The sequence below is a fragment of the Amphibiibacter pelophylacis genome, assembly GCF_037688875.1.
In the GTDB taxonomy this organism is placed as follows: Bacteria; Pseudomonadota; Gammaproteobacteria; order Burkholderiales; family Burkholderiaceae_C; genus Amphibiibacter; species Amphibiibacter pelophylacis.
This window is the reverse complement of record NZ_JAWDIE010000022.1, coordinates 1-22,041: the sequence shown is the minus strand read 5'-3', so window position 1 is coordinate 22,041 and position 22,041 is coordinate 1. Positions and strand designations below refer to the sequence as shown.

Genomic DNA, 22,041 nt, shown 5'->3' with positions numbered 1-22,041 from the left:
CTGGTTTCGCGCCCGGGGCCCGCTGGCGGTTGTGCCGCGCCGGGCCTGTGACTCCGGCGCACCGCGCTGCGCCGGTCGATTTCTCCGAGCAGAAAGATCCTGACCGTGAAGGCACTGACCCTCTCCGAAGACGCATTCCTTGATCTGGGCCGACAGGGCTACAACCGTGTGGCGCTGGTCCAGCAGGTGCTGGCCGACCTGGAAACCCCGCTGACGCTCTACCTCAAACTCACCGGCCAGGCCAGCGGCAGCTTCCTGCTGGAATCGGTGGTGGGCGGTGAGCGCTTCGGGCGCTATTCCTTCATCGGCCTGCCGACCGCCACGCGCATCGAAGCCAGCGGCGGCGAGACCGTGCTGCGCCGCGATGGTGCCATCGCCGAGCGCTGGGCGGGCAATCCGCTGGACGCCATCCTGGCCTACCAGAACCGCTTCAGGGTGGCGCCGCAGCCCGAGCTGCCGCGTTTCTGCGGCGGTCTGGCGGGCTACTTCGGCTACGACGCCATCCGCTACATCGAGCCGAAACTGGCGCAGTTCAAGACCGAAGGCGCGCTGCCCACGCCCGACATCCTGCTGCTGCACACCGAAGAGGTGGCGGTGATCGACAACCTGTCGGGCAAGCTGCACCTGCTGGTCTGGGCCGACCCGACGCAGCCGGGCAGCTACGCACAGGCACAGCTGCGGCTGGGGGCGCTGGCCGCGCGGCTGTTTGATCCGTCGCCGGTGCTGGACGTGCTGCGCAGCGACTGGCAGCGCAGCACGCAGGCGCCGGGGCAGCCGCAGCAGGCCATCCGATCCTTCGACAAGGCCGACTACCTCGCCGCCGTGGCGAGTGCCAAGGAATACATCGTCGACGGCGACATGATGCAGGTGCAGATCGGCCAGCGCATCGCCAAGCCCTACACCGAATCGCCGCTGAGCCTGTACCGCGCGCTGCGCACGCTCAACCCGTCGCCGTACATGTACTTTTACAACTTCGGCGAGTTCCAGGTGGTGGGCGCTTCGCCCGAGATTCTGGTGCGCCAGGAGACCGTGCCCGAAGGGCAGAAGGTGGTCATCCGCCCGCTGGCCGGGACGCGCCCGCGCGGCGCCACGCCCGGCGAAGATGTGGCGCTGGAAGCCGAGCTGCAGGCAGACCCGAAAGAGCGCGCCGAGCACCTGATGCTGATCGATCTGGCGCGCAACGATCTGGGCCGCATCGCGCAGACCGGTTCGGTGAAGGTCACCGAGGCCTTCGTGATCGAGCGCTATTCGCACGTCATGCACATCGTCAGCCACGTCGAAGGGCTGCTGCGCGAGGGGCTGGGCAATATGGACGTGCTGCGCGCCACCTTCCCGGCCGGCACGCTGACGGGCGCGCCCAAGATTCGCGCCATGGAAATCATCGACGAGCTCGAACCCATCAAGCGCGGCATTTACGGCGGCGCCTGCGGCTACCTGAGCTACGCGGGCGACATGGACCTGGCCATCGCCATCCGCACCGGCATCATCCACAACGGGATGCTGTATGTGCAGGCGGCAGCGGGCGTGGTGGCCGATTCCGTGCCCGAAATGGAATGGCGCGAAACCGAACACAAGGCCCGCGCCCTGCTGGCCGCCAGCGACATGGTGCAGTCGGGCTTCTGAGCGGCCCGCGATTTCCGGAGAATCAGGATGAATGGACGTTACATCGACATCGCAGCCGCCGACGGCAGCGGCCAATTCCGCGCCTATCTGAGCACCCCGGCCAGCGGGCGCGGCCCCGGCCTTGTGATGCTGCAGGAGATTTTCGGCGTCAACGCCACGCTGCGCGCCCTGGCCGACCACTACGCCGAAGAGGGCTACACCGTGCTGGTGCCCGACCTGTTCTGGCGCCAGACGCCGGGGCTGGAGCTGGGTTATGGCCCCGAAGACCGCGAGCAGGCCCTGGCCTGCTACCGCGCGTTTGATATTGCGCTGGGCCTGCAGGACATCCAGAGCGCCATCAACGCGCTGCGCACGCAGCCAGGCGTGGCCGAGGCGGTGCAGGCCGCGAAGGTGGGCGTGGTCGGCTACTGTCTGGGCGGCAGCCTGGCCTACCTGGCCGCCTGCCATACCGACTGCGACGTGGCCGTGGGCTATTACGGCGTCGGCATCGAGAAGCGCCTGGACGACGCGGCGACGCTGCGCTGCCCGCTGGTGCTGCACATCCCGGCCGAAGATGCGCACTGTCCGCCTGACGCGCAGCAGGCCATCACGCAGGCGCTGGCCGGACGGGATGCCGAGGTCTACATCTACCCCGGTGCCGACCACGCTTTTGCGCGGCCGGGCGGCGATCACTTCGACAAGCCGTCCGCGCTGATGGCCCACCAGCGCAGCGTGGCCGCGCTCAAGCGCGCCATCGGGCCGCATTTTGATCTGTCGGCGCTGTGGGACAGGCACTGCGAGTACGAGTTCGCCACCCGCGACGTCGATGCCACCATGGCCACGATGGTCGCCGAGCCCTACGTCAACCACATCCCGACGATGACGGGCGGCGTGGGTTACAGGCACCTGCACCACTTCTACAGCAACTTCTTCGTCAACAGCAACCCGCCGGACACGCGCCTGGTGCCGATTTCGCGCACGGTGGGCGCCACGCAGGTGGTGGACGAGATGCTGTTCTGCTTCACCCACACCTGCGAAATCCCCTGGATGCTGCCGGGCGTGGCCCCGACGGGGCGGCCGGTGGAGATTCCGCTGGTGGCGATTGTGCAGTTTCGGGGCGACAAGCTCTGTCACGAGCACATCTACTGGGATCAGGCCAGCGTGCTGGTCCAGCTCGGGCTGCTGGACGACAGCCGCCTGCCCGTCGCGGGCGTGGCCACCGCGCGCAAGCTGCTGGACGAAACCCTGCCTTCCAATGCGCTGATGGCGCGGCGGCCGTGACGCGCTGCAAGGAGCCGACATGCTTTTGATGATAGACAACTACGACAGCTTCACCTTCAACCTGGTGCAGTATTTCGGCGAGCTGGGCGAAGACGTGCGCGTGCTGCGCAACGACGAGATCGACGTGGACGGCATCGCCGCGCTGCGCCCCGACCGCCTGGTGCTGTCGCCCGGGCCGTGCGCTCCGGCGCAGGCGGGCGTGTGCGTGCCCGCGCTCAAGGCCTTCATGGGCAAGCTGCCGATTCTGGGCGTGTGCCTGGGCCACCAGAGCATCGGCGAGGCGCTGGGCGGACGCATCGTGCGCGCGGGCACGCCCATGCACGGCAAGGCCAGCACGATCAGCACCGATCAAAAGGGCGTGTTCGCTGATCTGCCCGAGCGCTTTTCCATCATCCGCTACCACTCGCTGGTGATCGAGCGCGCCACCCTCCCGCCCGAACTGGAGGTGACCGCCACCAGCGAGGACGGCGAGATCATGGGCGTGCGCCACACGGGCCTGGCTGCCACGCACGCGCCGCTGGAGGGCGTGCAGTTCCACCCGGAATCGATCCTGTCCGAGCATGGCCACGCCATGCTGCGCAATTTCCTGCGCATGGGCGCCGGGGTCGCCGCATGAGCGATTACGGCCAGACGGCGGCCACTGAACAGGATGCCGCGCCGCGCATCCGTCACGACTGGCGCAGCGACACCGTCACCCGCCCCACGCCCGCGATGCAGGCTGCGATGGCGCGGGCCATGGCCGACCCCGCGCAGATCGGCGACGACGTGTTTGGCGACGACCCCACCGTGCTGGCGCTGCAGACGCGCCTGGCCGGCCTGCTGGGCAAGGAGGCTGCGCTGTTTGTGCCCAGCGGCACGCAGTCCAACCTGTGCGCGCTGATGGCGCACTGCGGCCGGGGCGACGAGGTGCTGGCCGGGCAGCTGGCCCACATCTACCGCTACGAGGCGGGCGGCGGCGCCGTGCTGGGCAGCATCCAGCCCCAGCCGCTGCCGCAACAGGCCGACGGTACGCTGCGCCTGGACGACATCGCCGCAGCCATCAAACCCGACGACGAGCACTTTGCCCGCACCCGCCTGCTGTGCCTGGAGAACACCTGGAACGGCCACGCGCTGCCGCTGGATGATCTGCAGGATGCCTGCGCACTGGCCCGCCAGCACGGCCTGGCCACGCACCTGGACGGCGCCCGCCTGTTCAACGCAGCGGTGGCCGGTGTCGCGCCCGGCGGGGACGCTTATGCCCAGGCCCGCGCCATAGCGGCGCCGTTTGACAGCGTTTCGGTCTGCCTGAGCAAAGGCCTGGGCGCGCCGGTGGGCTCGGTCCTGGTGGGTTCTGCCGAGCTGATCGCGCGGGCGCACCGCATCCGCAAAATGGTCGGCGGCGGGATGCGCCAGTCGGGCATTCTGGCCGCGGCCGCCCTGTTCGCGCTGGACCACCACGTCGAGCGTCTGGCGCAGGACCACGCCCGAATCCGCGCGCTGGCGCAAGGCCTGGCGAACGTGCCTGGCCTGCGCGTGACTTCGGCGCAGACCAACATCTTGTTCGCCGAAGTGGACGGCGGACGCGGCGCGGCGCTGCTGGCGCACCTGGCCACGCGCGGCATCGCCGCCACCGGGCTGATCGGCCTGCGCTTTGTCGCCCACCTTGATCTGGGCCCCGACGCGGTGACCGAGACGGTGCAGGCGGTCCACGATTTCTTTTCATGAGGGATTTGGCATGATCACCGACACCCAGGCGCTGCAGCGCGTTATCGAGCACCGCGAAATCTTCCACGACGAAATGCTGCACCTGATGCGCCGCATCATGGCCGGCGAGATGTCGCCCCTGATGATCGCCGCCATCACCACCGGGCTGCGCGTCAAGAAGGAAACGGTGGGCGAGATCGCCGCCGCCGCGCAGGTCATGCGCGAAATGTCCACCAAGGTGGACATTGCCGATTGTACGCATCTGGTTGATATCGTTGGCACGGGCGGCGACGGCGCGCACACCTTCAACATTTCGACCTGCAGCATGTTTGTCGCGGCCGCAGCGGGCGCGCGCGTGAGCAAGCACGGCGGGCGCAGCGTCAGCAGCACCTCGGGCAGCGCCGATGTGCTGGAAGGCCTGGGCGCCTGCATCAACCTCACGCCGCAGGCGATTGCGCAGTGCGTGTCGCGCACGGGCATCGGCTTCATGTTCGCACCCAACCACCATCCGGCCATGAAAAACGTGGCGCCGGTGCGCCGCGAAATGGGCGTCAAGACTTTCTTCAACCTGCTCGGGCCGCTGACCAACCCGGCGGACGCCCCCAACATCCTGATGGGCGTTTTCCACGAAGACCTGGTCGGCATCCAGATCCGAGTGCTGGAGCGTCTGGGCGCGCAGCACGCCCTGGTCGTGTACGGCCGCGATGGACTGGACGAAGTCAGCCTGGGCGCGACCACCGTGGTGGGCGAGCTGCGCGATGGCGTGGTGAGCGAATACACCATCCACCCCGAAGATTTCGGCCTGCGCATGGCCAGCACCCGGGCGCTCCAGGCCGACAGCCCCGAAGCGTCGCGCGCCATGCTGCTGGCCGTTCTGGACGGCGAACCCGGCCCGCCGCAGGACACCGTGCTGCTCAACGCCGGGACGGCGCTCTACGCCGCCAACGTGGTGGAGCGCATCGAAGATGGCATCGCGCTGGCTCGCACCGCGATTGAGAGCGGCGCCGCCCGCCGTCGCCTGGACGAGTTCGTCGCGCTGACGCAGCAACTGGCGGGGTGAGGGCGTGCGCTGGCTGCAGGGCCACCCGGATCCGCTGTTCGATCCCTTGATGGCGCATCTGCGCGACAAGGTGCGCGCGGAGGAGCGGTTTTTCCTGCCGCAGACTTGGCCGACCACCCGGGCCACGACGGTTCGCCGGGCTGTGTTCGATGTGGTGACGGGAGCCACGCTGGCTGGGTTTGCGGGTCTTTTGCTGGTCCCGACATTGCTGGCGGGGGCTTGGGCGCTGGACAGGCTCTGGCCCCGGCGCTGGCCCCGGCGCTGGCAGGACTACGATCAGCAACCCGGCTGGTGGATCGACGTGGTGCAGCGCCGCATCTCCCCGCAGGGTTTTGCGGACAAGAGCTTTGATCTGGATGACGATTTCAGCCTGCTGTGCTACGGCGCTGATCCGGTGATCGAGCTATCACACCGCCGCAAAGGCCCGCAGGCCGCGCTGACGTCGGTGTGTCCGCCGCTCTTCTGGTTTAACGCAGGACCGCCGCCTCAGGCGCTGGCCGTCCAGGAGCTCGCCGACAACCTGGCGCAGCGTCTGCAGATCCGGCGGGCGGGGTCGCGGTATGCGCAGTAGGTTCATTGCCATTCAAAATCTGATGCGTTAGCATCACCGCATCAAAAGGCTAAACCATGCGCACCACGCTTGATATCGCTGACGACGTGCTGCTCGCCGCAAAAGCGCTCGCGCAGCGGGAGAAAAAAAGCCTGGGCGCGGTCATGTCGGATCTGGCCCGTCAGGCCTTCCAGGGCAATGCTCTGAAGGGCAGCCCGGCGGCTGGCGGGCTTCGGGTCGCCGAGCCCCTCGCGGCATTTGGCATTGGGCCGCTGCCCTCGCGGGGCGGGGTGGTCAGCACGGAACTGGTCCAGCGACTGCAGGACAGCGAAGGGCTTTGAGGCCCATGGCACAGCGCGCCTTGCTGGATGTCAACGTCCTGATCGCCCTGTTCGATCCGGATCACGTTCATCACCCCCGCGTCACGGACTGGATGATGAGGCAGGTGCCTCACGGCTGGGCCACCTGCCCGCTGACACAACTGGGGCTTTTGCGCATCATGAGCCAGCCGGCCTACCCCCATCCGATCGGCCTGTCTGTGCTGCGCGCCTCTCTGGCCAAGGCCACCTCGCATCCTGCGCACCAGTTCTGGGCGGCGGACATCAGCCCGCTGGACGACCGTTTGTTCCCGCCGGACCGGCTGCACGGGCACCAGCAACTGACCGACGCCTATCTGCTGGCTCTGGCCGTGGCCAATGAGGGGGTTCTGGCGACGCTGGATCAGCGCATTCCCCTGAGCGCCGTCGCGGGGGCCAGGCCCCATCACCTTCAGCTGATCTGATTCCCGCTACGACTCCGCCACCGCCTTGGACCCCTGGCGCGCCACCCAGTCTTTCAGCACGGCATCGATCCGGCTCTGCCAGCCCGCCCCCGAGGCGCGAAAGTGCTGGATCACCTCTGGCGACAGCCGTATCGTTGTCGAGACCTTGAGCGGCCTGTCCGATGGCGGGCGACCCACGCGTACCAAAGGCTTTGCTGCTTGCCATTCGGCGTCGGTGTAGGGCAGTGCGTCCGGATCGGACAACGCTGCGGCCGTGATGATGGCGTCTTCTTCCGCGGTGGGGACGTAAACTTTTCGGCCGGACTTAGTGGTCATGTACATATCGGATCACCTCTCGAGGGTTGGGTTTGCGCAAGCCGATTCCCGCAAGGATCGCACGGAGGCTCCCGGTCTAAACGGGATGTATTAGCATCCTTGCAATTTAATCTCCTGCGCCTGACCCGATCTGCCATGCCCGAACTCCCCGAAGTCGAAGCCACGCGCCGCAGCATTGCGGGCCCTCTGAAGGGCCGCCGCATCCGGGCGGTGGCGCTGGGCAAGGTGCTGCGCTGGCCGCTGGGCTGCGATCCGGCGGACCTGGTGGGCGCGCGGCTGGGGGCGGCGCAGCGGCGCGGCAAATACATCTGGCTGCCGCTGGAGGACACGCAGGTCGCGCAGGACGGGCGGCTGCACACCCGGGGCGGGCTGCTGGTTCACCTGGGCATGTCGGGTGCGCTGTCGCTGCTGGAGCCGCGCCCGGACTGGCCGGAGGGCGACCTCGCCGCCGTGCAGCGCGAGCGCGGCCCGCATGTGCATGTGGCGCTCTGGCACGACGCCGGGGTGCTGCTCTACACCGACCCGCGCCGCTTTGGCGCCTGGCTGTGGTCGCCGGGCCTGGATGCGCCGCCCGCCAGTACGCGCCTGGCCGGTCTGGGCCACGAGCCCTGGGACGAGGCCCTGACCCCGCAGCGGCTGCGCGCGCTGTGGCAGGGTAAATCAGTCGCGGTGAAATCGGCGCTGCTGTCGGGCCAGGCCATTGTCGGCGCGGGCAATATCTACGCCTGCGAGGCGCTGTTTCGCGCCCGCATCCACCCGGCCACGCCCTGCGGCCAGCTGACTCTGGCACAGTGCACCCGGCTGCTGTTTGAAGTGCGCGGCGTGCTGCAGCAGGCGCTGGATCTGGGCGGGACCACGCTGCGCAACTACAGCGACGCGCTGGGGCAGACGGGCGAGTTCCAGTTCGCCACCACCGTCTATGGCCGCGAAGGCCTGCCCTGCCGCGTCTGCGCCCGCCCGGTGCAGCGCTTTGTGCAGCAGCAGCGTTCGACCTTTTTCTGCGCGCATTGCCAGAAGCCGTACAAGCCAAAGGTGCCCCGCTGATGGCTTCGGGCGCTGCTACGGGCGTTGATTCGGGCTCTGATTCTGGCCTTGAGGCCCCACTGCCCGACGATTTCGCCGGGCGGCTTGTGCGCTGGCAGCGGCTGCACGGCCGCCACGGCCTGCCTTGGCAGGGCACGCGCGACCCCTACCGCGTCTGGCTGTCGGAGATCATGCTGCAGCAGACGCAGGTCGCCACGGTGCTCGATTACTACCCGCGCTTCCTGGCGCGTTTCCCGGATGTTGCCGCGCTGGCGCAGGCGCCGCTGGACGACGTGCTGGCGCTGTGGGCGGGCCTGGGATACTACAGCCGGGCGCGCAATCTGCACGGCTGCGCGCGGCGTGTCATGGCCGACTGGGGCGGCGTTTTTCCGGCGCGCGCGGCCGATCTTGTCACCCTGCCGGGCATCGGTGTGTCCACGGCGGCAGCGATCGCTGCTTTCTGCCATGGCGAGCGCATCTCGATCCTGGATGGCAACGTGCAGCGCGTGCTGGCGCGCCACCGTGGGCTGGACGAGGATTTTTCGCGCGCCGCGCCGCGCCGCGAACTGCAGCGCCTGGCCGACGCGCTGGTGCCGCACGCCAGCGAAATGCCCGTCTACACCCAGGCGCTGATGGACCTGGGCGCCACGCGCTGCACCCCGCGCCAGGCGGCGTGCGACGTCTGTCCGGTCCGCCGCGACTGCATCGCCCTGGCGCAGGGCCGGGTCCACGAACTGCCGCGCAAGGCGCGCGCCACGGTGCAGAAGGTCTGGGCGCACGCGCTGCTGCTGCACGCGCACTGTGACTGCGCCGGGCTGTGGCATGTCGCGCTGGTGCAGCGGCCCGCGACGGGCGTCTGGTCCGGGCTGTGGACGCCCCCGCTGCTGGACGAGGCGCAGCAGGCGCAGCGCCGGGCCCATGCTCCGCCGATACGTGCGCACGAGGCTTTTCTGCACGTGCTGACCCACCGCCGCTGGTTCCTGACGCCCTGGCTGTGTGCGACGCGCGGGGGCGATCTTCCCGATGCGGTGGCGCTGGGCCTGGATGGCGATCAGGCGGCCGCGATGCGCTGGTGGACGCTGGATCAGGCCGCCGGTCTGGCGCTGCCCGCCCCCGTGCGCGCCCGCTGGCTGGGCTGGATGGAAGAGCTCACGGCCGCCTGATTGTTGCGCCATCTGCACCAGTCAGTTGGTTGGCCCGGGGCTTACGGATTTACCCGCCGCCTTTATGATCGCCGTCAGACCTTGAGGCATCCCGTGCAGCAGGGTGTTTGAACCACTTTCAGGAGATTCTCATGGCGAATGTTGCAGTCATCTATCACTCGGGCTACGGCCACAACCAGCGCGTGGCGCAGTTCGTTCTGGAAGGCGTGAAGACCGCCGCCACCGCGCACGAAGTCGTCATCGACGCTGAAGGCAATGTCAGCGACGCCGACTGGGCCGTGCTGGATGCCGCGGACGCCATCGTGTTCGGTTCGCCCACCTATATGGGCATGGCTTCGTGGCAGTTCAAGAAGTTCGCCGATGCCTCGTCCAAGCGCTGGTTCACCCAGGGCTGGAAGGACAAGATCGCGGGTGGTTTCACCATTTCGGCCAGCCCCAGCGGCGACAAGTTCTCGACGCTGCGCTACTTCTTCACGCTGGCGATGCAGCACGGCATGATCTGGGTGAGCCAGACGGTGCCCAACGACGGCACGCTGAACCGCCTGGGGTCTTACGGTGGCCTGATGGCCCAGGTCGGCCCGACCAGCCCGCCCGCAGACATCCCCCAGGGCGATCTGGACACGGCCCGCGCTTACGGCCAGCGCATCGCCGAGTTCGCCCACAAGGTCAAGGGCTGATCGCTGCCCGTCACGGTGACTTGTCCCCTGTGGCGCCAGCCGGAGCGGCTGCCGCTGCGGGGTTCGACCAGAACGGCCGCAGCCGCGTCAGCAGATCGTTGTAGCGTTTGCTGATGCGCTGCATTTCCAGCTGCTGGTTCTGCACCACGACACGCTGGCTATTGGCCATGCTGGCCTGCAACTCGATGCTGGCCGCCAGATGCGGCGCCACTTTGCCACCGGTTTTTTTCTGCCCGTCGGCCTGAACCTGCAGCGCACTGCGCTTGCCTTCGATGTCGGCCAGGCGTTTTTGTGTGTCGGTCAGCGCGGCCTGGTAAGGCTGCAGGCTGGCGGCGCGTTCGGCCTCCAGCGCCTGCTCGCTGGGGTAGCGCGCCAGCCAGTTCTGCATCTGCTGGCGGTTCAGCTCGGCCTGCTCGCGTGCGCGTGCAGCGCTGCGTTCACGGGCCAGTGCGTCCTGGCGCTCGGCGATGGTCGGCTGGGCGCTAAGGGTGTCGCGCGTCGAGCCATCGCGGTTGAGCACGCGCTGGGATGATCCCTTGCAATTGGGAATTGGCCGGTCCGAGGTGACATTCTGGCCCGTGGTCGTCACGCAGCTGTAGATGCCTGCCGCAGCAGCGGGCAGGGGGGCTACGCCCAGCGTCAGCAGGAGCGTGATCAGCGGCAGTGATGCAAGGGTTTTCAGCATGATCCGGATGCGCTGGCCTGCAAAAACAGGTCAGCGCAAAAAACAAAACACGATCAGGCCGATGCGGGCGCGGCACCAAACTGGCGCCGGTAAGCCTCGACCTTATCCAACTGTAAGGACATATCGGCGTGCTGATGCAGGAAATTAAGCAGGTCATCCAGGCGCGCAATCGGGATCACTGACAGCCCGAGTGTGCTTTCGACATGCTGCACCCCCGACAGACGGCCCTGCGGGGTCTCGATGGCCCACTCCTGGCGGTCCAGCGCGATGATGACGCCCACGGGTTCGGCGCCTGCCGCGCGGATCAGGTCAGCCGCTTCGCGCTTGCTGGCGCCGTCGCTGATGACGTCGTCCACGATCAGCACCCGGCCGCGCAGCGGTGCGCCAACCAGCGTGCCGCCTTCGCCGTGGTCTTTGGCTTCTTTGCGGTTGTAGGCCCAGGGCACGTTGCGGCCCAGGCGCGCGAGTTCGATCGCCATGGCGCTGGCCAGGGTGATGCCTTTGTAGGCCGGGCCGAAGACCATGTCGAATTCCAGCCCGCTGTCCAGTGCGGCGCGGGCGTAATACTGGCCCAGGCGCGAGAGCAGGGCGCCGTCATTAAATAGCCCGGCGTTGAAGAAGTAAGGCGAGGTGCGCCCGGCCTTGGTCACGAACTGGCCAAAGCGCAGGATGTCGTGGCGCACGCAGAAATCAACAAATTCCCCGGCGAGGGCGGACGGTGCAGGCGTGGCGGCAGTTGACATGGCGGTGGGCGGAAAAGGGGTGGGAATCAGCCCGGCATTGTAGGCGGCGCGTGCAGCCAGGCTTCCAGCGCGTCGGCCACCGGGGTCAGGCCGAGCGCGCCGCGCCCGCGCAGCGCACATTCCCAGACCACGGCCGTGCGCCAGCCCAGCGCGGTCAGGGCGGCCAGGTGATCGGCATCGCGCTCGCGGTTGCGGGCGATCTTGTCCTGCCAGAAGCCGGTGCGCGTGCCCGGCAGGCGAAACAGCGCGCAGTCGTGGCCATGCCAGAAACAGCCGTGCACGAAAATCACCGCCTGCCATCGCGGCAGCACGATATCCGGCCGCCCGGGCAGATCGCGCCCATGCAGCCGGTAGCGGTAACCGCGCCGGTGCAGCTCGTGCCGCACGGCCAGTTCGGGCCGCGTGTGGCTGCCGCGTATGCCCGCCATCATGCGGCTGCGCACGGCGGGAGGAACGATGTCGGTCATGGGGTATTGTCGGCCGGTCTTCTGGAGCGATTTGGGGGCTATGGGAGAATCGGGGATATTCCGTATTTTTGATGGCCATCGGCACATCTTCACCATGCGCATCATCTCCGCCAATCTCAACGGCATCCGCTCTGCGACCAGCAAAGGCTTTTTCGACTGGCTGGGCCAGCAGCAGGCCGATGTGGTGGGGGTGCAGGAGCTGAAAGCGCAGGACGCCGACCTGAGCGACATCATGCGCGACGCGCACGGCCTGCGCGGACACTTCCAGTTTGCGCAGAAAAAAGGCTATTCGGGCGTGGGCCTCTACACGCGCCACGAGCCCAGCGACGTGATCACCGGCTTTGATGGCGGCGGCGAGTTCGACCAGGAAGGCCGCTGCGTCGAACTGCGCTTCGACCGCCCGGGCCGCCGTCTGAGCATCCTCAGCAGCTACTTCCCCAGCGGCTCCAGCGGGGATGATCGCCAGGCGGCCAAATACCGCTTTCTGGCGCTGATGCTGCCTTATCTGAAGGCGCTCGCGCAGGATCGCGAACTGCTGCTGATGGGCGATCTGAACATCGCGCACCGCGAGCAGGATCTGAAAAACTGGAAGGGCAACCTGAAAAACAGCGGCTTCCTGCCCGAAGAGCGCCAGTGGCTGAGCACGCTGCTGGCCGACGCCGGGCTGGTGGACGTCTACCGCGCCCTGCACCCGGACACCACCGACGCCTGCTACACCTGGTGGAGCAACCGCGGCCAGGCCTGGGCCAAGAACGTGGGCTGGCGCATCGACTACCAGCTCGCCACGCCCGCCCTGGCGGCGCGTGCCCGTGCGGCAGCCATTTACAAGGACGAACGCTTCAGCGACCACGCGCCACTGGGCATTGATTACGAAAGCGAGCTCTGAAGGCCATGATTTCCTTTCCCCGCTTTCTGGATGCACTGCGCACCGAACTGAGCAACCGCCGGGTCTGGCAGACGCGCGTGGTGGTGGCGGTGTTTGGCGCGCTCTCTGGCCTGACCGTGGTGGCGCTGACCTGGCTGGGTGAGCAGTCGATTTCGCTCTTCCAGCAGGGCTGGGCGGCGTATTACTGGCTGCCGCTGGTGTGGACCCCGCTGCTGACGGTGCTCGTCGTCTGGCTGACGCAGCGCTTCGCGCCGGGCGCGGCCGGGTCGGGCATCCAGCAGGTGGTGGCGGCGCTGCACTCGCACACGCCGCTGGCGTCGCGTTCGCACTTCATCTCGATGAAGCTGACGATCTCCAAAATGCTGCTGACGGCGGGTGGCCTGCTGGGCGGGCTGTCGCTGGGGCGGGAGGGGCCTTCGGTGCAGATCGGCGCCGGGGTGATGCATTCGGCGCGGCACTTTCTGCCGCGCAACAGCACGGTGTCCGACCACGGCCTGCTGATCGCAGGCGGCGCCGCCGGGATTGCCGCAGCCTTCAACACGCCGCTGGGCGGGATCATGTTCGCCATCGAAGAGCTGTCGCGCCGCCCCGAGCAGCGCAACAACGGTCTGATCATGGCGGCCATCGTCATTTCCGGCCTGATGGGGATCTCTTTCTTCGGCAACTTCAGCTACTTTGGCATGATCCACGTCGGCGCGATCAGCATGTCGCTGCTGGGGCCAGGCCTGCTGGTGGCGATCTGCGCGGGTGTGCTGGGCGGCCTGTTTTCGCGGCTGCTGGTGATGTCGCTGTCCGGTCTGTCCAACGACCGTTTTTCGCGCTGGCGGGCGATTTATCCGCTGCGCTTCGCGGCCGGTTGCGGCCTGGTGGTGGCCGTGGTGGGACTGGCCACGAACGGCGACACCTTCGGCAGCGGTTACGAGCCCACGCGCGCGCTGCTGTCGGGCGAGGGCGATACCTCGCCGCTGTATGTGCTGCTCAAATTCGTCGTCACCTGGATCACCGCATGGTCGGGTGTGCCGGGGGGCATTTTCGCGCCCTCACTGTCGATTGGCGGGGCGCTGGGGGCCGACATTGCCAACCTGACCGGCCATCTGGACGCGCCTGCGCTGATCGCGCTGGGCATGGCCGGGTTCCTCGCCGCCGTCACGCAGGCGCCCCTGACCTCCTTCATCATCGTGATGGAGATGGTGGACGGCCACGGCCTGGTGCTCACGCTGATGGCCGGTGCGCTGCTGGCCAGCGGCCTGTCGCGGCTGATTTCGGCGCCGCTGTACGAAAGCCTCGCCGAACTGCAGCTGCAGCGCCTGTCAAAATCGGCTGCTGCGGCGGCGCCTGTGGCCGCCAAATCTGAAAAAACGGATGCCGAGACGCCCCATGCCCCAACGCCCCTTCCGCCAGGTTGATGTTTTCACCCGCGAGGCCTTTCGCGGCAACCCGGTCGCCGTGGTGCTGGACGCCGATGGGCTGACCGACGAGCAGATGCGCCGCGTGGCGAACTGGACGAATCTGTCGGAAACCACGTTTGTGCTGCCGCCCACGCAGCCTGGCGCCGATTACCGTCTGCGCATTTTCACGCCGCAAACCGAACTGCCTTTCGCCGGACACCCCACGCTGGGCACGGCGCATGCGCTGATCGAAGCGGGCCGCATCACGCCACAAGCGGGGCGTTTGGTGCAGGAATGCGCCACCGGGCTGATCCAGCTGACCGTGACCACGCAGCCTGGCGCCAGCCCGCTGATCGATTTTGTCCTGCCCGAACCGGGCTTTACGCCGCTGTCAGACGCCGACGTGGCCGCGCTGGCGGAGGCGCTGGGAGCGCCCGTGCTGACCGATCCGGCGCCGCAGCACGTTCGCGTCGGGCCGGTCTGGACGGTGGTTCAGCTGCCGAGCGCGCAGGCCGTTCTGGCGCTGCGCCCGGATTTCGCCCGCCTGGCGCGACTGTCCGGTCAGGACGCCACCACAGGCGTCGCTGTTTTTGGCGTCTGGCCCCAAGGCGCTTCGCCGGGCCCGGCGGCCATCGAGGTGCGCGCCTTCGCGCCCGCCGACGGCATCAACGAAGACCCGGTCTGCGGCAGCGGCAATGGCGCTGTGGCGGCTTTCATCCGCGCAACCGGACAGACTCCTGCCGTGGGGCGTCAGTACCTGGCCACTCAGGGCGCGGTTGTCGGCCGCAGCGGCGAGATCCACATTGCTTTTGAGGGCGACAGCGTGATTCGCGTCGGGGGTCAGTCGCTGACGTGCATTGAGGGGCAGGTGACGCTCTGATGTACATCCCCGCCCATTTCGCCGTCGATGACCCCGCCGCGCTGCACGATCTGATCCGTCAGCATCCGCTGGGCGATCTGGTCACGCACGGCGCGCAGGGGTTGGACGCCAATCCGCTGCCTTTCGAGCTGGACGCCCAGGCCGGGCCGCACGGCACGCTGCGCGCGCATGTGGCGCGGGCCAATCCGCTGGCGCAGCAGGTGCGCGATGGCGATGCGGTGCTGGTGATTTTCCGGGCGGAGCAGGGCTACATCTCGCCGGGCTGGTATCCGTCCAAGGCCGAGACGCACCGCCTGGTACCGACCTGGAACTACCGCGTGGCCCATGCTCATGGGCGCATCCGGCTGCGCGATGACGGGCGCTTCCTGCGCGGTCTGCTGGCGCGCCTGACGCGCACGCACGAGGCTGGTCAGCCCCAGCCCTGGAAGATGGGCGATGCCCCGCCTGGGCACATCGACACGCTGCTGCAGTCCATCGTGGGGCTGGAGATTGAGCTGACGCAGCTCGTGGGCAAATTCAAGCTCAGCCAGAACCGGGAGGTCCGTGACCGCCTGGGCGCCGCCGACGCGCTGGACGCCACGGGCGACAGCCAGAGTGCTGCGCTGGCAGGGGCGATGCGGGGGGCTGGGCAGGGCTGACCCCGCCCCTCACCTCACATTGAAATTCATCTGGAACTGCACCGCCGCCGTGCCCAGCAGGTTGACCTGGACTTCGGTCTGCGGACTGAAGCGGTAGCCCAGCGCGACGAACAGGCCAGGCGAGAAGCCGCCGTGGTTGAAGGGCACCTTGTCCTTGTACTCGCCCCGGTAGCCGTAGATGATCCCGGCGTTCCATTTGGCGAACAGGTTAGGCTGCCCCAGCAGGTTGTCAAAGCGCTGGCCCCAGGGCGAGAAATACACCGACGGCTGCCCGAACGAGTTCGTGAACAGCACCAGACTGCGCGTGTGATTGTCCTTGAGCGTCTGCTCGTAAGCCACGGACACGGCATGCTTGTGCTCCGGGCTTGGATGAAAATGCAGGGTCAGCGGGCTGAACTGCCAGGACGTGTAGGCCACATCGTCGCCCGGCGTGGGCATGACACCCTGCGCAGACGCTTGAGAACACAGCAGGCTGGCCGTCAGTGACAGCGACGCCAGAACAACAGAACGGATCATGAAAGACACCTTCAGACTGAGCTTTTCCCGGCGCTTGCGGCGCGGGCTGGCGGTATTGTCCGTCATCTTGCCCGTCACCCTGTTGCTGGGCGGCTGCGCCAGCGCGATCGACTGGCTGCGGCTCAAGGCCTATCGCCCGACGCCCGCCACCGAAACCATGCTGCAGCGCATTCCGGCCTCGGCGCAGACCTTCCGCCTGGCGCTGGCGGATGGCGAGCACCTGGGCATGGTCTACTGGCCCGCCGATCAGGCCGGTGCGCCGACGCTGCTGTTCCTGCACGGCACCTTCCGCAACCTGGCGCAGCTGGTGCCCAAAATGAGCGCGCTGCACGAGGCGGGCTACACGCTGCTGGCAGTCGATTACCGGGGCTGGGGCGAGAGCAGCGCGCGCGTGCCCAGCGAGGCCAGCATCGTCGCCGATGGACGCTCGGCGCTGGCGCTGCTGGACCGCATCGAGCCCGATCCGAAGTGCCGCATCCTGTACGGCCACTCCATGGGCACGGGCGTGGCCATGCATCTGGCCAGCACGGCGCACTTCCCCGGCGATTACGCGGGCCTGATCCTGGAATCGGCCTTCAGCAGTTTCCCCGATGTGGCGCGCCAGGCGGGCGAGGTGGCGGGCTGGCTGGCGGCGCGGCTGCCCGACCAGTTCCGCTCCATCGACCGCGCCCCCGCCATCGACGCGCCCGTGCTGATGATGCACGGTGGCCAGGACACGACGGTCTCGCCCGCCTCGGGGCGGCGCCTGTTTGACGCGCTCAGCCACGCCCCGGTGCGTCGCTGGTGGCTGTCGCCGCAGGCCAGTCACAGCAATGTTGCCAGCCTGGATGCGGCGGGCTACCAGAACGAACTGCGACAATGGCGCCAGCAGGTGCAGGCTGAAGGCGCCGTGTGTGCGCCGGGCCGCGTGCGCGCACAGGCGGTGGCGGCTTTCGAGGCCGAACTGGCCGCCGCCCGCACGGCCAGTGCGCCGACTGCGCTCCTGCCCGCAATTCAGACCCCGAGGTGATCATGCTGCGATACGACTCCCTGCCGGTGACGGCGTTTGCCCAGAACTGCAGCCTGCTGTGGTGCGACGAAACGCTTGAAGGCGTGCTGATCGACGTCGGCGGCGATCTGGACCGCGTCACGGCCCTGGTCGAGCGCCACGGCGTGACAGTGAAAGCGCTGTGGCTGACCCATGGCCACATCGACCACGCGGGCGGCACGGGCGAGCTGTCCCAGCGCTGGCAGCTGCCCGTGATCGGGCCGCACGCCGACGACCAGTTCCTGATTGACGCCCTGCCGCAGCAGGCGCAGGCCTACGGGTTTGCGCCCGCGCAGCCCTTCACGCCCGACCGCTGGCTGCAGGCGGGCGACAGCCTGCGCGTGGGCGCCCACGAGGTGCACGTGCTGCACACGCCGGGCCACACGCCGGGGCATGTGGTTTTCCACTGCCCGGACATCCGCCGCGTCTTTGTGGGCGACGTGCTGTTTGTCGGCAGCATCGGCCGCACCGATTTCCCGCGCGGCAATCACGACGACCTGATCCGCAGCATCATCACGCAGCTTTGGCCACTGGGCGAAGACACCGGCTTCATCTGCGGCCACGGCCCCGAGGGCACGCTGGGCCAGGAGCGGCGCAGCAACCCCTTTGTCGGCGGAACCTGATCCCGCAACAGAACGGATCAGGCCGGATCAGAACGTCTCCTGCAGCCCGAAGCGCTGCGCCGCCTGCTGCACGGCCCGCGTCAGGCGCAGCGCGGTCTCGGATTCGCGCTGCCAGTGCTGCCAGTACAGGGCGACATCGCAAGTGCAGCCGGGCAGCAGGTCGATCAGCGGCGGTGCGTGCGCCGGGCGCGCATCAAGCTGCTGGGTGGCGACCATGCCCCAGCCCAGGCCCAGATCCAGCGCCTGGGCGTAGCCGTCGCTGGCGGGCAGATGGTGGCGCGGGTACTGCGGCTGGCGCAGGCCCAGATGGCGCTCCAGGAACTGATCCTGCAGCGCGTCCTTGGGGCTGAAAATCAGCGCGGGCGTGTCCAGCAGGGCGTGCACGTCCAGCCGCCCACCGCGCTGCACGCGCTGTGCCACCGCCGGAGCGGCCACGCAGCGGTAGCGCATCACGCCCAGCGGGTCGGCCACGCAAGCGCGCAGCGGTTTGGACAGGGTCGAGACGCAGCCCAGCACCTCGCCCGCCAGCAGCGCCGCGTTGGTGTGGTCCTGATCGTCCACGCGCAGATTGAGCAGCAGCCGCTGCCTGGCCAGAAGCGGCGCCACGCCGGGCAGAAACCAGGTGGTGACTGAATCGGCGTTGACCGCTACGGGCAGCGTCTGCCAGCGGCCGCTTTCGGCCGTGGCGGCGTAGCGCGCGAGCAGATCCGCCTCCATCACCTGCATCTGGCGCACATGCGCCAGCACCGCCTGCCCGGCGGGCGTCGGCCGCACCGTCTTGCCGCGCACCAGCAGGCGCTGGCCCAGCTGCTCCTCCAGCGCGCGGATGCGCTGCGACACCGCCGCCAGCATCACGCCCAGATGCTGAGCGGCCGACGCGAAACCGCCCTGGTCCACAATGGCGGCCAGGGTGTGCAGGTGTTTGCTGTCCAGCATGGTGAGATCAGGGGTTTTGGCGATGCAGGAAAAATCCGCTCAGGACGGGTCGCTGGCCGTCGTTGGCGCTGCGGGGACTTATGTCGGCCGCTTTGCCCCCTCGCCGACCGGATTGTTGCACGCAGGCTCGCTCGTCGCCGCGCTGGCCAGCTGGCTGGACGCCCGCGCCCACGGCGGACGCTGGCTGGTCCGCATTGAGGATGTCGACACCACGCGCAACGTGACCGGCGCGGGCGAGGCCATTCTGGCGCAACTGGCTGCCTGCGGCCTGCTGTCCGACGCGCCCGTGCTGTGGCAGACACAGCGCGAAGCGGCTTACGCGCAGGCCCTGCAGCGCCTGGCGGAGCGGGGGCTGGCCTACGCCTGCGCCTGCAGCCGCAGCGACATCCAGGCCGCGCCCGTGCAGCCCGGACGCCTTCCCGGCGTCTACCCCGGCACCTGCCGCGCGGGACTGAACGGCCGCCCGGGCCGCGCCTGGCGCGTGCGCTGCGGCGAGGGTCCGAACGAGCCCGCCCTGCGCTGGCACGACCGCTGGCTGGGCGCGCAGCAGCAGTCGCTCTGGGCCGAGGTGGGCGATTGTGTCGTGCATCGCGCCGACGGCTGCTGGGCCTACCAGCTCGCGATGGTGGTGGACGACGCCCACCAGAGCATCACCGATGTGGTGCGCGGCGCCGATCTGGCCGACAACACGCCGCGCCAGATCCACCTGCAGCGCCTGCTGGGCCTGCCCACGCCGCGCTACCTGCACACGCCGCTGGTGCTGGCGCCAGACGGGCAGAAATTGTCCAAGCAGACAGGCGCCCAAGCGCTGCACCTCGAGACCCCGCAGCAGGCCATCGCCGCTTTGGCCCAGGCCGTGCGCACGCTGGGTTTAAGTCCGGGCCTGGATCAGGATCTGGCCCGCAGCGCCAGCGTGCCCGAGCTGCTGGCCCGCGCCGTGGCGGCCTGGCGCCAGCACGCCGTCTGAGCCAGCCGCTACACTGGCGCGCTGGTGCATCGCCCGTGGAGTTCGCATGTCTGACATTCTGGAAAAAATCGTCGCCGTCAAACACCGGGAAGTGGCTGCAGCCCAGGCCGCCCGCCCGCTGGAGCAGGTCAAAAAAGACGCGCTAGGCCGTCTGACCACCCGCGATTTCGTCGGCGCCCTGAAGCGCCGCGCTGCTGCCGGTCAGCCGGCCATCATCGCCGAGGTCAAAAAAGCCAGCCCGTCCAAAGGCGTGATCCGCGCGGATTTTGTCCCCGCCGACATCGCGCAAAGCTACGCCCAGCACGGCGCCGCCTGCCTGAGCGTGCTCACCGATGTGGAGTTCTTCCAGGGCAGCACGGACGCCCTGAAGCAGGCCCGCGCCAGTTGCGATCTGCCCGTGCTGCGCAAGGATTTCATGATCGATGTCTACCAAGTCTGGGAGGCGCGGGCCATGGGTGCCGACTGCATCCTGCTCATCGTTGCCTGTCTGGGCGACGGGCAGATGCTGCAGCTCGCCACGCTGGCCCACGAGCTGGGCATGGCGGTGCTGGTCGAGGTCCACGATGGCCCGGAGATGGACCGCGCCCTGGCGCTGCTGGCCACCGTGCCGCAGCCCGGCCGCACGCTGATCGGCGTCAACAACCGCAACCTGCGCACCTTTGAGGTCTCGCTGGAGACCACACTGTCGCTGCTGCCGCGTGTCCCGCCCGGCACGCTGCTGGTTGCCGAGAGCGGCATCGCCACGCCGCAGGATGTGCAGCGCCTGCGCGACGCCGGGCTGCAGGCCTTTCTGGTCGGCGAGGCCTTCATGCGCGTGGCCGAGCCGGGCGAAGGCCTGCGCGCGCTGTTTGGCGACCTGTCGTGAACGCCGCTCCCGCCACCTGGTCGGCACGTTGGCTGGCGTCAGCACAGGCGCTGCCGCCCGCCTGGCGCGAGCCGGTGCTGTCGTTTGCCAGCTCAAGCGTGGGCGAGGCGCTCCTGGCGCAGATCGACGCCGATGCGGCCGCGGGCGCCGAGATTTATCCGGCCGTCGACCATGTCCTGCGCGCCCTGCACGATACGCCGTGGGAGAAGCTGTGCGCGGTCATCGTCGGGCAGGACCCTTACCACCAGCCCGGTCAGGCCGATGGTCTGGCGTTCTCTGTGCCGCAGGGGACGGCGTTGCCGCCCAGCCTGCGCAACATCGTCCAGGAGGTGCTGCGCGGCGCGCGCGAGGCGGGCTGGCCCGGCGCTGAGGACATTGCCACCCAGCCGCTGCGCCCCAATCTGTCGGCGTGGTCGCGTCAGGGCGTGCTGCTGCTCAACACCAGCCTGACGGTGCGCCGCGATCAGGCGGCGTCGCACTCGTCCTGGGGCTGGCAGGCGCTGACCAGTGCGCTGCTGGCGCAGGTGGCGCAGGTGGCGCGGCGCAGCCAGCCCACGGTTTATCTGCTGTGGGGCGCGCACGCGCAAAAGCTCTGGCCTGCACTGGAACTCGATCTGGCCTACAGCCGCCAGCCTTACCGCGTGCTCAAAAGCAATCACCCGTCGCCGCTGTCGGCCAACAAGCCGCCCGTGCCGTTCACCGGCAACCAGCACTTCGTGCAGGCCGCCCACTGGCTGCGGGAGCAGGGCGTGGCGCTGGACTGGCTGGGAATTTTTCGCGACAAAAACACATCAGCTCAACATCAGGCCAAAATTAGCCTATAATCTGCGGTTCATCCGGAGGGGTGGCCGAGTGGTTAAAGGCAGCAGACTGTAAATCTGCCCGCATAGCGTACGCTGGTTCGAATCCAGCCTCCTCCACCAGATGAATCGCTACACGCGGTTTCGCGGGAGTAGTTCAATGGTAGAACCTTAGCCTTCCAAGCTAATGACACGGGTTCGATTCCCGTCTCCCGCTCCAGGTTGGTTGACGGTGTGGTGATCGCCAGTGGCTGAAGCATGCTGTGTTTCAGCCGGTGTCGATGCCCATGTGGCTCAGTGGTAGAGCACTCCCTTGGTAAGGGAGAGGTCGCGGGTCCGATTCCCGCCATGGGCACCACAATTCCCGCCCGCCCGAAAGGGCTGGGCGCAGTCGCCGGGGGCTTTCAGGCCTTCCGGCTCAAGTTTTGGGTTATTTCCAGCGGGTCTTGGTGGATCCGCCTCAACGTCAGGAGCGCATCATGGCC

Annotated in this window: 26 protein-coding genes and 3 tRNA genes; 23 read left to right on the top strand and 6 right to left on the bottom strand. The window is 68.2% G+C overall.

The features are described from left to right. Positions 1-105: 105 nt before the first annotated feature. From trpE to RV045_RS12490, 8 genes are read left to right on the top strand one after another with little or no spacing between them, the layout of a single operon-like run. A complete protein-coding gene (gene trpE / locus RV045_RS12525; RefSeq protein WP_423236129.1) occupies positions 106-1,623 on the top strand; it encodes an anthranilate synthase component I in 1,518 nt (505 codons plus the stop codon). Between the two features lie 27 nt (positions 1,624-1,650). Further along, positions 1,651-2,883: a dienelactone hydrolase family protein gene (locus RV045_RS12520; protein ID WP_423236128.1), complete on the top strand. Its 1,233-nt coding sequence runs from the start codon at positions 1,651-1,653 to the stop codon at positions 2,881-2,883. 19 nt (positions 2,884-2,902) lie between these two features. Then, positions 2,903-3,499, top strand: a complete 597-nt coding sequence (locus RV045_RS12515) for an anthranilate synthase component II (protein WP_423236127.1) — start codon at positions 2,903-2,905, stop codon at positions 3,497-3,499. Continuing rightward, the gene (gene ltaE / locus RV045_RS12510; RefSeq protein ID WP_423236126.1) at positions 3,496-4,587 is read left to right on the top strand and encodes a low-specificity L-threonine aldolase; all 1,092 of its coding nucleotides are present in this window, start codon (positions 3,496-3,498) and stop codon (positions 4,585-4,587) included. Before RV045_RS12515 ends, ltaE begins: the two co-directional genes overlap by 4 nt. A 10-nt stretch (positions 4,588-4,597) precedes the next feature. Continuing rightward, a complete protein-coding gene (trpD, locus tag RV045_RS12505) occupies positions 4,598-5,626 on the top strand; it encodes an anthranilate phosphoribosyltransferase (protein ID WP_423236125.1) in 1,029 nt (342 codons plus the stop codon). Positions 5,627-5,630: 4 nt separating this feature from the next. Continuing rightward, positions 5,631-6,197: a hypothetical protein gene (locus tag RV045_RS12500; RefSeq protein WP_423236124.1), complete on the top strand. Its 567-nt coding sequence runs from the start codon at positions 5,631-5,633 to the stop codon at positions 6,195-6,197. Positions 6,198-6,253: 56 nt separating this feature from the next. Further along, positions 6,254-6,517: a hypothetical protein gene (locus RV045_RS12495; protein ID WP_423236123.1), complete on the top strand. Its 264-nt coding sequence runs from the start codon at positions 6,254-6,256 to the stop codon at positions 6,515-6,517. 5 nt (positions 6,518-6,522) lie between these two features. Further along, the gene (locus RV045_RS12490; protein WP_423236122.1) at positions 6,523-6,957 is read left to right on the top strand and encodes a TA system VapC family ribonuclease toxin; all 435 of its coding nucleotides are present in this window, start codon (positions 6,523-6,525) and stop codon (positions 6,955-6,957) included. A 6-nt stretch (positions 6,958-6,963) separates the two neighbouring features. On the opposite strand, the gene RV045_RS12485 is transcribed toward RV045_RS12490, so the two are convergent. Continuing rightward, positions 6,964-7,278 (bottom strand): BrnA antitoxin family protein, encoded by a 315-nt coding sequence (locus tag RV045_RS12485; RefSeq protein WP_423236121.1) that lies wholly within the window; start codon positions 7,276-7,278, stop codon positions 6,964-6,966. Positions 7,279-7,407: 129 nt separating this feature from the next. Between RV045_RS12485 and mutM the strand changes: the two genes are divergently transcribed. The 3 genes from mutM (at position 7,408) to RV045_RS12470 (ending at position 10,135) form a co-directional block, all read left to right on the top strand. Further along, positions 7,408-8,316: a bifunctional DNA-formamidopyrimidine glycosylase/DNA-(apurinic or apyrimidinic site) lyase gene (mutM, locus tag RV045_RS12480; RefSeq protein WP_423236120.1), complete on the top strand. Its 909-nt coding sequence runs from the start codon at positions 7,408-7,410 to the stop codon at positions 8,314-8,316. Further along, the gene (gene mutY, locus RV045_RS12475) at positions 8,316-9,458 is read left to right on the top strand and encodes an A/G-specific adenine glycosylase (RefSeq protein ID WP_423236119.1); all 1,143 of its coding nucleotides are present in this window, start codon (positions 8,316-8,318) and stop codon (positions 9,456-9,458) included. Before mutM ends, mutY begins: the two co-directional genes overlap by 1 nt. A 131-nt stretch (positions 9,459-9,589) precedes the next feature. After that, on the top strand, positions 9,590-10,135 hold the full coding sequence (locus tag RV045_RS12470; RefSeq protein WP_423236118.1) for a flavodoxin family protein: 546 nt from the start codon (positions 9,590-9,592) through the stop codon (positions 10,133-10,135). Between the two features lie 10 nt (positions 10,136-10,145). Here the strand turns inward: RV045_RS12470 and RV045_RS12465 are convergent, their stop codons facing one another. From RV045_RS12465 to RV045_RS12455, 3 genes are read right to left on the bottom strand one after another with little or no spacing between them, the layout of a single operon-like run. Beyond that, entirely contained in the window at positions 10,146-10,820 is a 675-nt protein-coding gene (locus RV045_RS12465) for a DUF4124 domain-containing protein (RefSeq protein WP_423236117.1), read from the bottom strand. A gap of 53 nt (positions 10,821-10,873) precedes the next feature. After that, positions 10,874-11,563, bottom strand: a complete 690-nt coding sequence (pyrE, locus tag RV045_RS12460) for an orotate phosphoribosyltransferase (protein ID WP_423236116.1) — start codon at positions 11,561-11,563, stop codon at positions 10,874-10,876. A 26-nt stretch (positions 11,564-11,589) separates the two neighbouring features. Continuing rightward, the gene (locus tag RV045_RS12455) at positions 11,590-12,030 is read right to left on the bottom strand and encodes a very short patch repair endonuclease (protein WP_423236115.1); all 441 of its coding nucleotides are present in this window, start codon (positions 12,028-12,030) and stop codon (positions 11,590-11,592) included. Positions 12,031-12,124: 94 nt separating this feature from the next. Here RV045_RS12455 and RV045_RS12450 point away from each other — a divergent pair, with 94 nt between their 5' ends. From RV045_RS12450 to RV045_RS12435, 4 genes are read left to right on the top strand one after another with little or no spacing between them, the layout of a single operon-like run. Then, positions 12,125-12,916, top strand: a complete 792-nt coding sequence (locus RV045_RS12450) for an exodeoxyribonuclease III (protein WP_423236114.1) — start codon at positions 12,125-12,127, stop codon at positions 12,914-12,916. A 5-nt stretch (positions 12,917-12,921) separates the two neighbouring features. Beyond that, positions 12,922-14,322, top strand: coding sequence for a chloride channel protein (locus RV045_RS12445; RefSeq protein WP_423236113.1), 1,401 nt, complete (start codon positions 12,922-12,924; stop codon positions 14,320-14,322). Beyond that, a complete protein-coding gene (locus RV045_RS12440; protein WP_423236112.1) occupies positions 14,294-15,184 on the top strand; it encodes a PhzF family phenazine biosynthesis protein in 891 nt (296 codons plus the stop codon). The genes RV045_RS12445 and RV045_RS12440 overlap by 29 nt, the downstream gene beginning before the upstream one ends. Beyond that, the gene (locus RV045_RS12435; RefSeq protein WP_423236111.1) at positions 15,184-15,822 is read left to right on the top strand and encodes an FMN-binding negative transcriptional regulator; all 639 of its coding nucleotides are present in this window, start codon (positions 15,184-15,186) and stop codon (positions 15,820-15,822) included. Before RV045_RS12440 ends, RV045_RS12435 begins: the two co-directional genes overlap by 1 nt. A 9-nt stretch (positions 15,823-15,831) precedes the next feature. Here the strand turns inward: RV045_RS12435 and RV045_RS12430 are convergent, their stop codons facing one another. After that, on the bottom strand, positions 15,832-16,338 hold the full coding sequence (locus RV045_RS12430) for a hypothetical protein (protein ID WP_423236110.1): 507 nt from the start codon (positions 16,336-16,338) through the stop codon (positions 15,832-15,834). Between RV045_RS12430 and RV045_RS12425 the strand changes: the two genes are divergently transcribed. After that, positions 16,337-17,347, top strand: a complete 1,011-nt coding sequence (locus RV045_RS12425; RefSeq protein ID WP_423236109.1) for an alpha/beta hydrolase — start codon at positions 16,337-16,339, stop codon at positions 17,345-17,347. The two genes, RV045_RS12430 and RV045_RS12425, sit on opposite strands and share 2 nt — an antisense overlap. A gap of 2 nt (positions 17,348-17,349) precedes the next feature. Beyond that, entirely contained in the window at positions 17,350-17,988 is a 639-nt protein-coding gene (locus RV045_RS12420; protein WP_423236108.1) for an MBL fold metallo-hydrolase, read from the top strand. 27 nt (positions 17,989-18,015) lie between these two features. On the opposite strand, the gene argP is transcribed toward RV045_RS12420, so the two are convergent. Then, positions 18,016-18,924: an HTH-type transcriptional regulator ArgP gene (gene argP / locus RV045_RS12415; RefSeq protein ID WP_423236107.1), complete on the bottom strand. Its 909-nt coding sequence runs from the start codon at positions 18,922-18,924 to the stop codon at positions 18,016-18,018. Positions 18,925-18,946: 22 nt separating this feature from the next. On the opposite strand from argP, the gene gluQRS reads away from it, so the two are divergent. From gluQRS to RV045_RS12385, 6 genes are all read left to right on the top strand, one after another. Further along, the gene (gene gluQRS, locus RV045_RS12410) at positions 18,947-19,891 is read left to right on the top strand and encodes a tRNA glutamyl-Q(34) synthetase GluQRS (protein ID WP_423236106.1); all 945 of its coding nucleotides are present in this window, start codon (positions 18,947-18,949) and stop codon (positions 19,889-19,891) included. A gap of 46 nt (positions 19,892-19,937) precedes the next feature. Next, a complete protein-coding gene (gene trpC, locus RV045_RS12405) occupies positions 19,938-20,756 on the top strand; it encodes an indole-3-glycerol phosphate synthase TrpC (protein WP_423236105.1) in 819 nt (272 codons plus the stop codon). Next, positions 20,753-21,580, top strand: coding sequence for a uracil-DNA glycosylase (gene ung, locus RV045_RS12400; protein ID WP_423236104.1), 828 nt, complete (start codon positions 20,753-20,755; stop codon positions 21,578-21,580). Before trpC ends, ung begins: the two co-directional genes overlap by 4 nt. 14 nt (positions 21,581-21,594) lie before the next feature. Beyond that, positions 21,595-21,679: transfer RNA gene (locus RV045_RS12395), tRNA-Tyr, on the top strand. Between the two features lie 23 nt (positions 21,680-21,702). Next, positions 21,703-21,776, top strand: a tRNA-Gly gene (locus RV045_RS12390). A gap of 63 nt (positions 21,777-21,839) precedes the next feature. Then, positions 21,840-21,914 (top strand) — tRNA-Thr (locus RV045_RS12385). Positions 21,915-22,041: the final 127 nt, after the last annotated feature.

Coding starts and splice junctions, on each gene's coding strand:
- RV045_RS12520 (WP_423236128.1), top strand. CDS start 1,651: ATGAATGGACGTTACATCGACATCGCAGCCGCCGACGGCAGCGGCCAA.
- RV045_RS12515 (WP_423236127.1), top strand. CDS start 2,903: ATGCTTTTGATGATAGACAACTACGACAGCTTCACCTTCAACCTGGTG.
- ltaE (WP_423236126.1), top strand. CDS start 3,496: ATGAGCGATTACGGCCAGACGGCGGCCACTGAACAGGATGCCGCGCCG.
- trpD (WP_423236125.1), top strand. CDS start 4,598: ATGATCACCGACACCCAGGCGCTGCAGCGCGTTATCGAGCACCGCGAA.
- RV045_RS12495 (WP_423236123.1), top strand. CDS start 6,254: ATGCGCACCACGCTTGATATCGCTGACGACGTGCTGCTCGCCGCAAAA.
- RV045_RS12490 (WP_423236122.1), top strand. CDS start 6,523: ATGGCACAGCGCGCCTTGCTGGATGTCAACGTCCTGATCGCCCTGTTC.
- RV045_RS12485 (WP_423236121.1), bottom strand. CDS start 7,278: ATGTACATGACCACTAAGTCCGGCCGAAAAGTTTACGTCCCCACCGCG.
- mutM (WP_423236120.1), top strand. CDS start 7,408: ATGCCCGAACTCCCCGAAGTCGAAGCCACGCGCCGCAGCATTGCGGGC.
- mutY (WP_423236119.1), top strand. CDS start 8,316: ATGGCTTCGGGCGCTGCTACGGGCGTTGATTCGGGCTCTGATTCTGGC.
- RV045_RS12470 (WP_423236118.1), top strand. CDS start 9,590: ATGGCGAATGTTGCAGTCATCTATCACTCGGGCTACGGCCACAACCAG.
- RV045_RS12465 (WP_423236117.1), bottom strand. CDS start 10,820: ATGCTGAAAACCCTTGCATCACTGCCGCTGATCACGCTCCTGCTGACG.
- pyrE (WP_423236116.1), bottom strand. CDS start 11,563: ATGTCAACTGCCGCCACGCCTGCACCGTCCGCCCTCGCCGGGGAATTT.
- RV045_RS12455 (WP_423236115.1), bottom strand. CDS start 12,030: ATGACCGACATCGTTCCTCCCGCCGTGCGCAGCCGCATGATGGCGGGC.
- RV045_RS12450 (WP_423236114.1), top strand. CDS start 12,125: ATGCGCATCATCTCCGCCAATCTCAACGGCATCCGCTCTGCGACCAGC.
- RV045_RS12445 (WP_423236113.1), top strand. CDS start 12,922: ATGATTTCCTTTCCCCGCTTTCTGGATGCACTGCGCACCGAACTGAGC.
- RV045_RS12440 (WP_423236112.1), top strand. CDS start 14,294: ATGCCCCAACGCCCCTTCCGCCAGGTTGATGTTTTCACCCGCGAGGCC.
- RV045_RS12435 (WP_423236111.1), top strand. CDS start 15,184: ATGTACATCCCCGCCCATTTCGCCGTCGATGACCCCGCCGCGCTGCAC.
- RV045_RS12425 (WP_423236109.1), top strand. CDS start 16,337: ATGAAAGACACCTTCAGACTGAGCTTTTCCCGGCGCTTGCGGCGCGGG.
- RV045_RS12430 (WP_423236110.1), bottom strand. CDS start 16,338: ATGATCCGTTCTGTTGTTCTGGCGTCGCTGTCACTGACGGCCAGCCTG.
- RV045_RS12420 (WP_423236108.1), top strand. CDS start 17,350: ATGCTGCGATACGACTCCCTGCCGGTGACGGCGTTTGCCCAGAACTGC.
- argP (WP_423236107.1), bottom strand. CDS start 18,924: ATGCTGGACAGCAAACACCTGCACACCCTGGCCGCCATTGTGGACCAG.
- gluQRS (WP_423236106.1), top strand. CDS start 18,947: ATGCAGGAAAAATCCGCTCAGGACGGGTCGCTGGCCGTCGTTGGCGCT.
- trpC (WP_423236105.1), top strand. CDS start 19,938: ATGTCTGACATTCTGGAAAAAATCGTCGCCGTCAAACACCGGGAAGTG.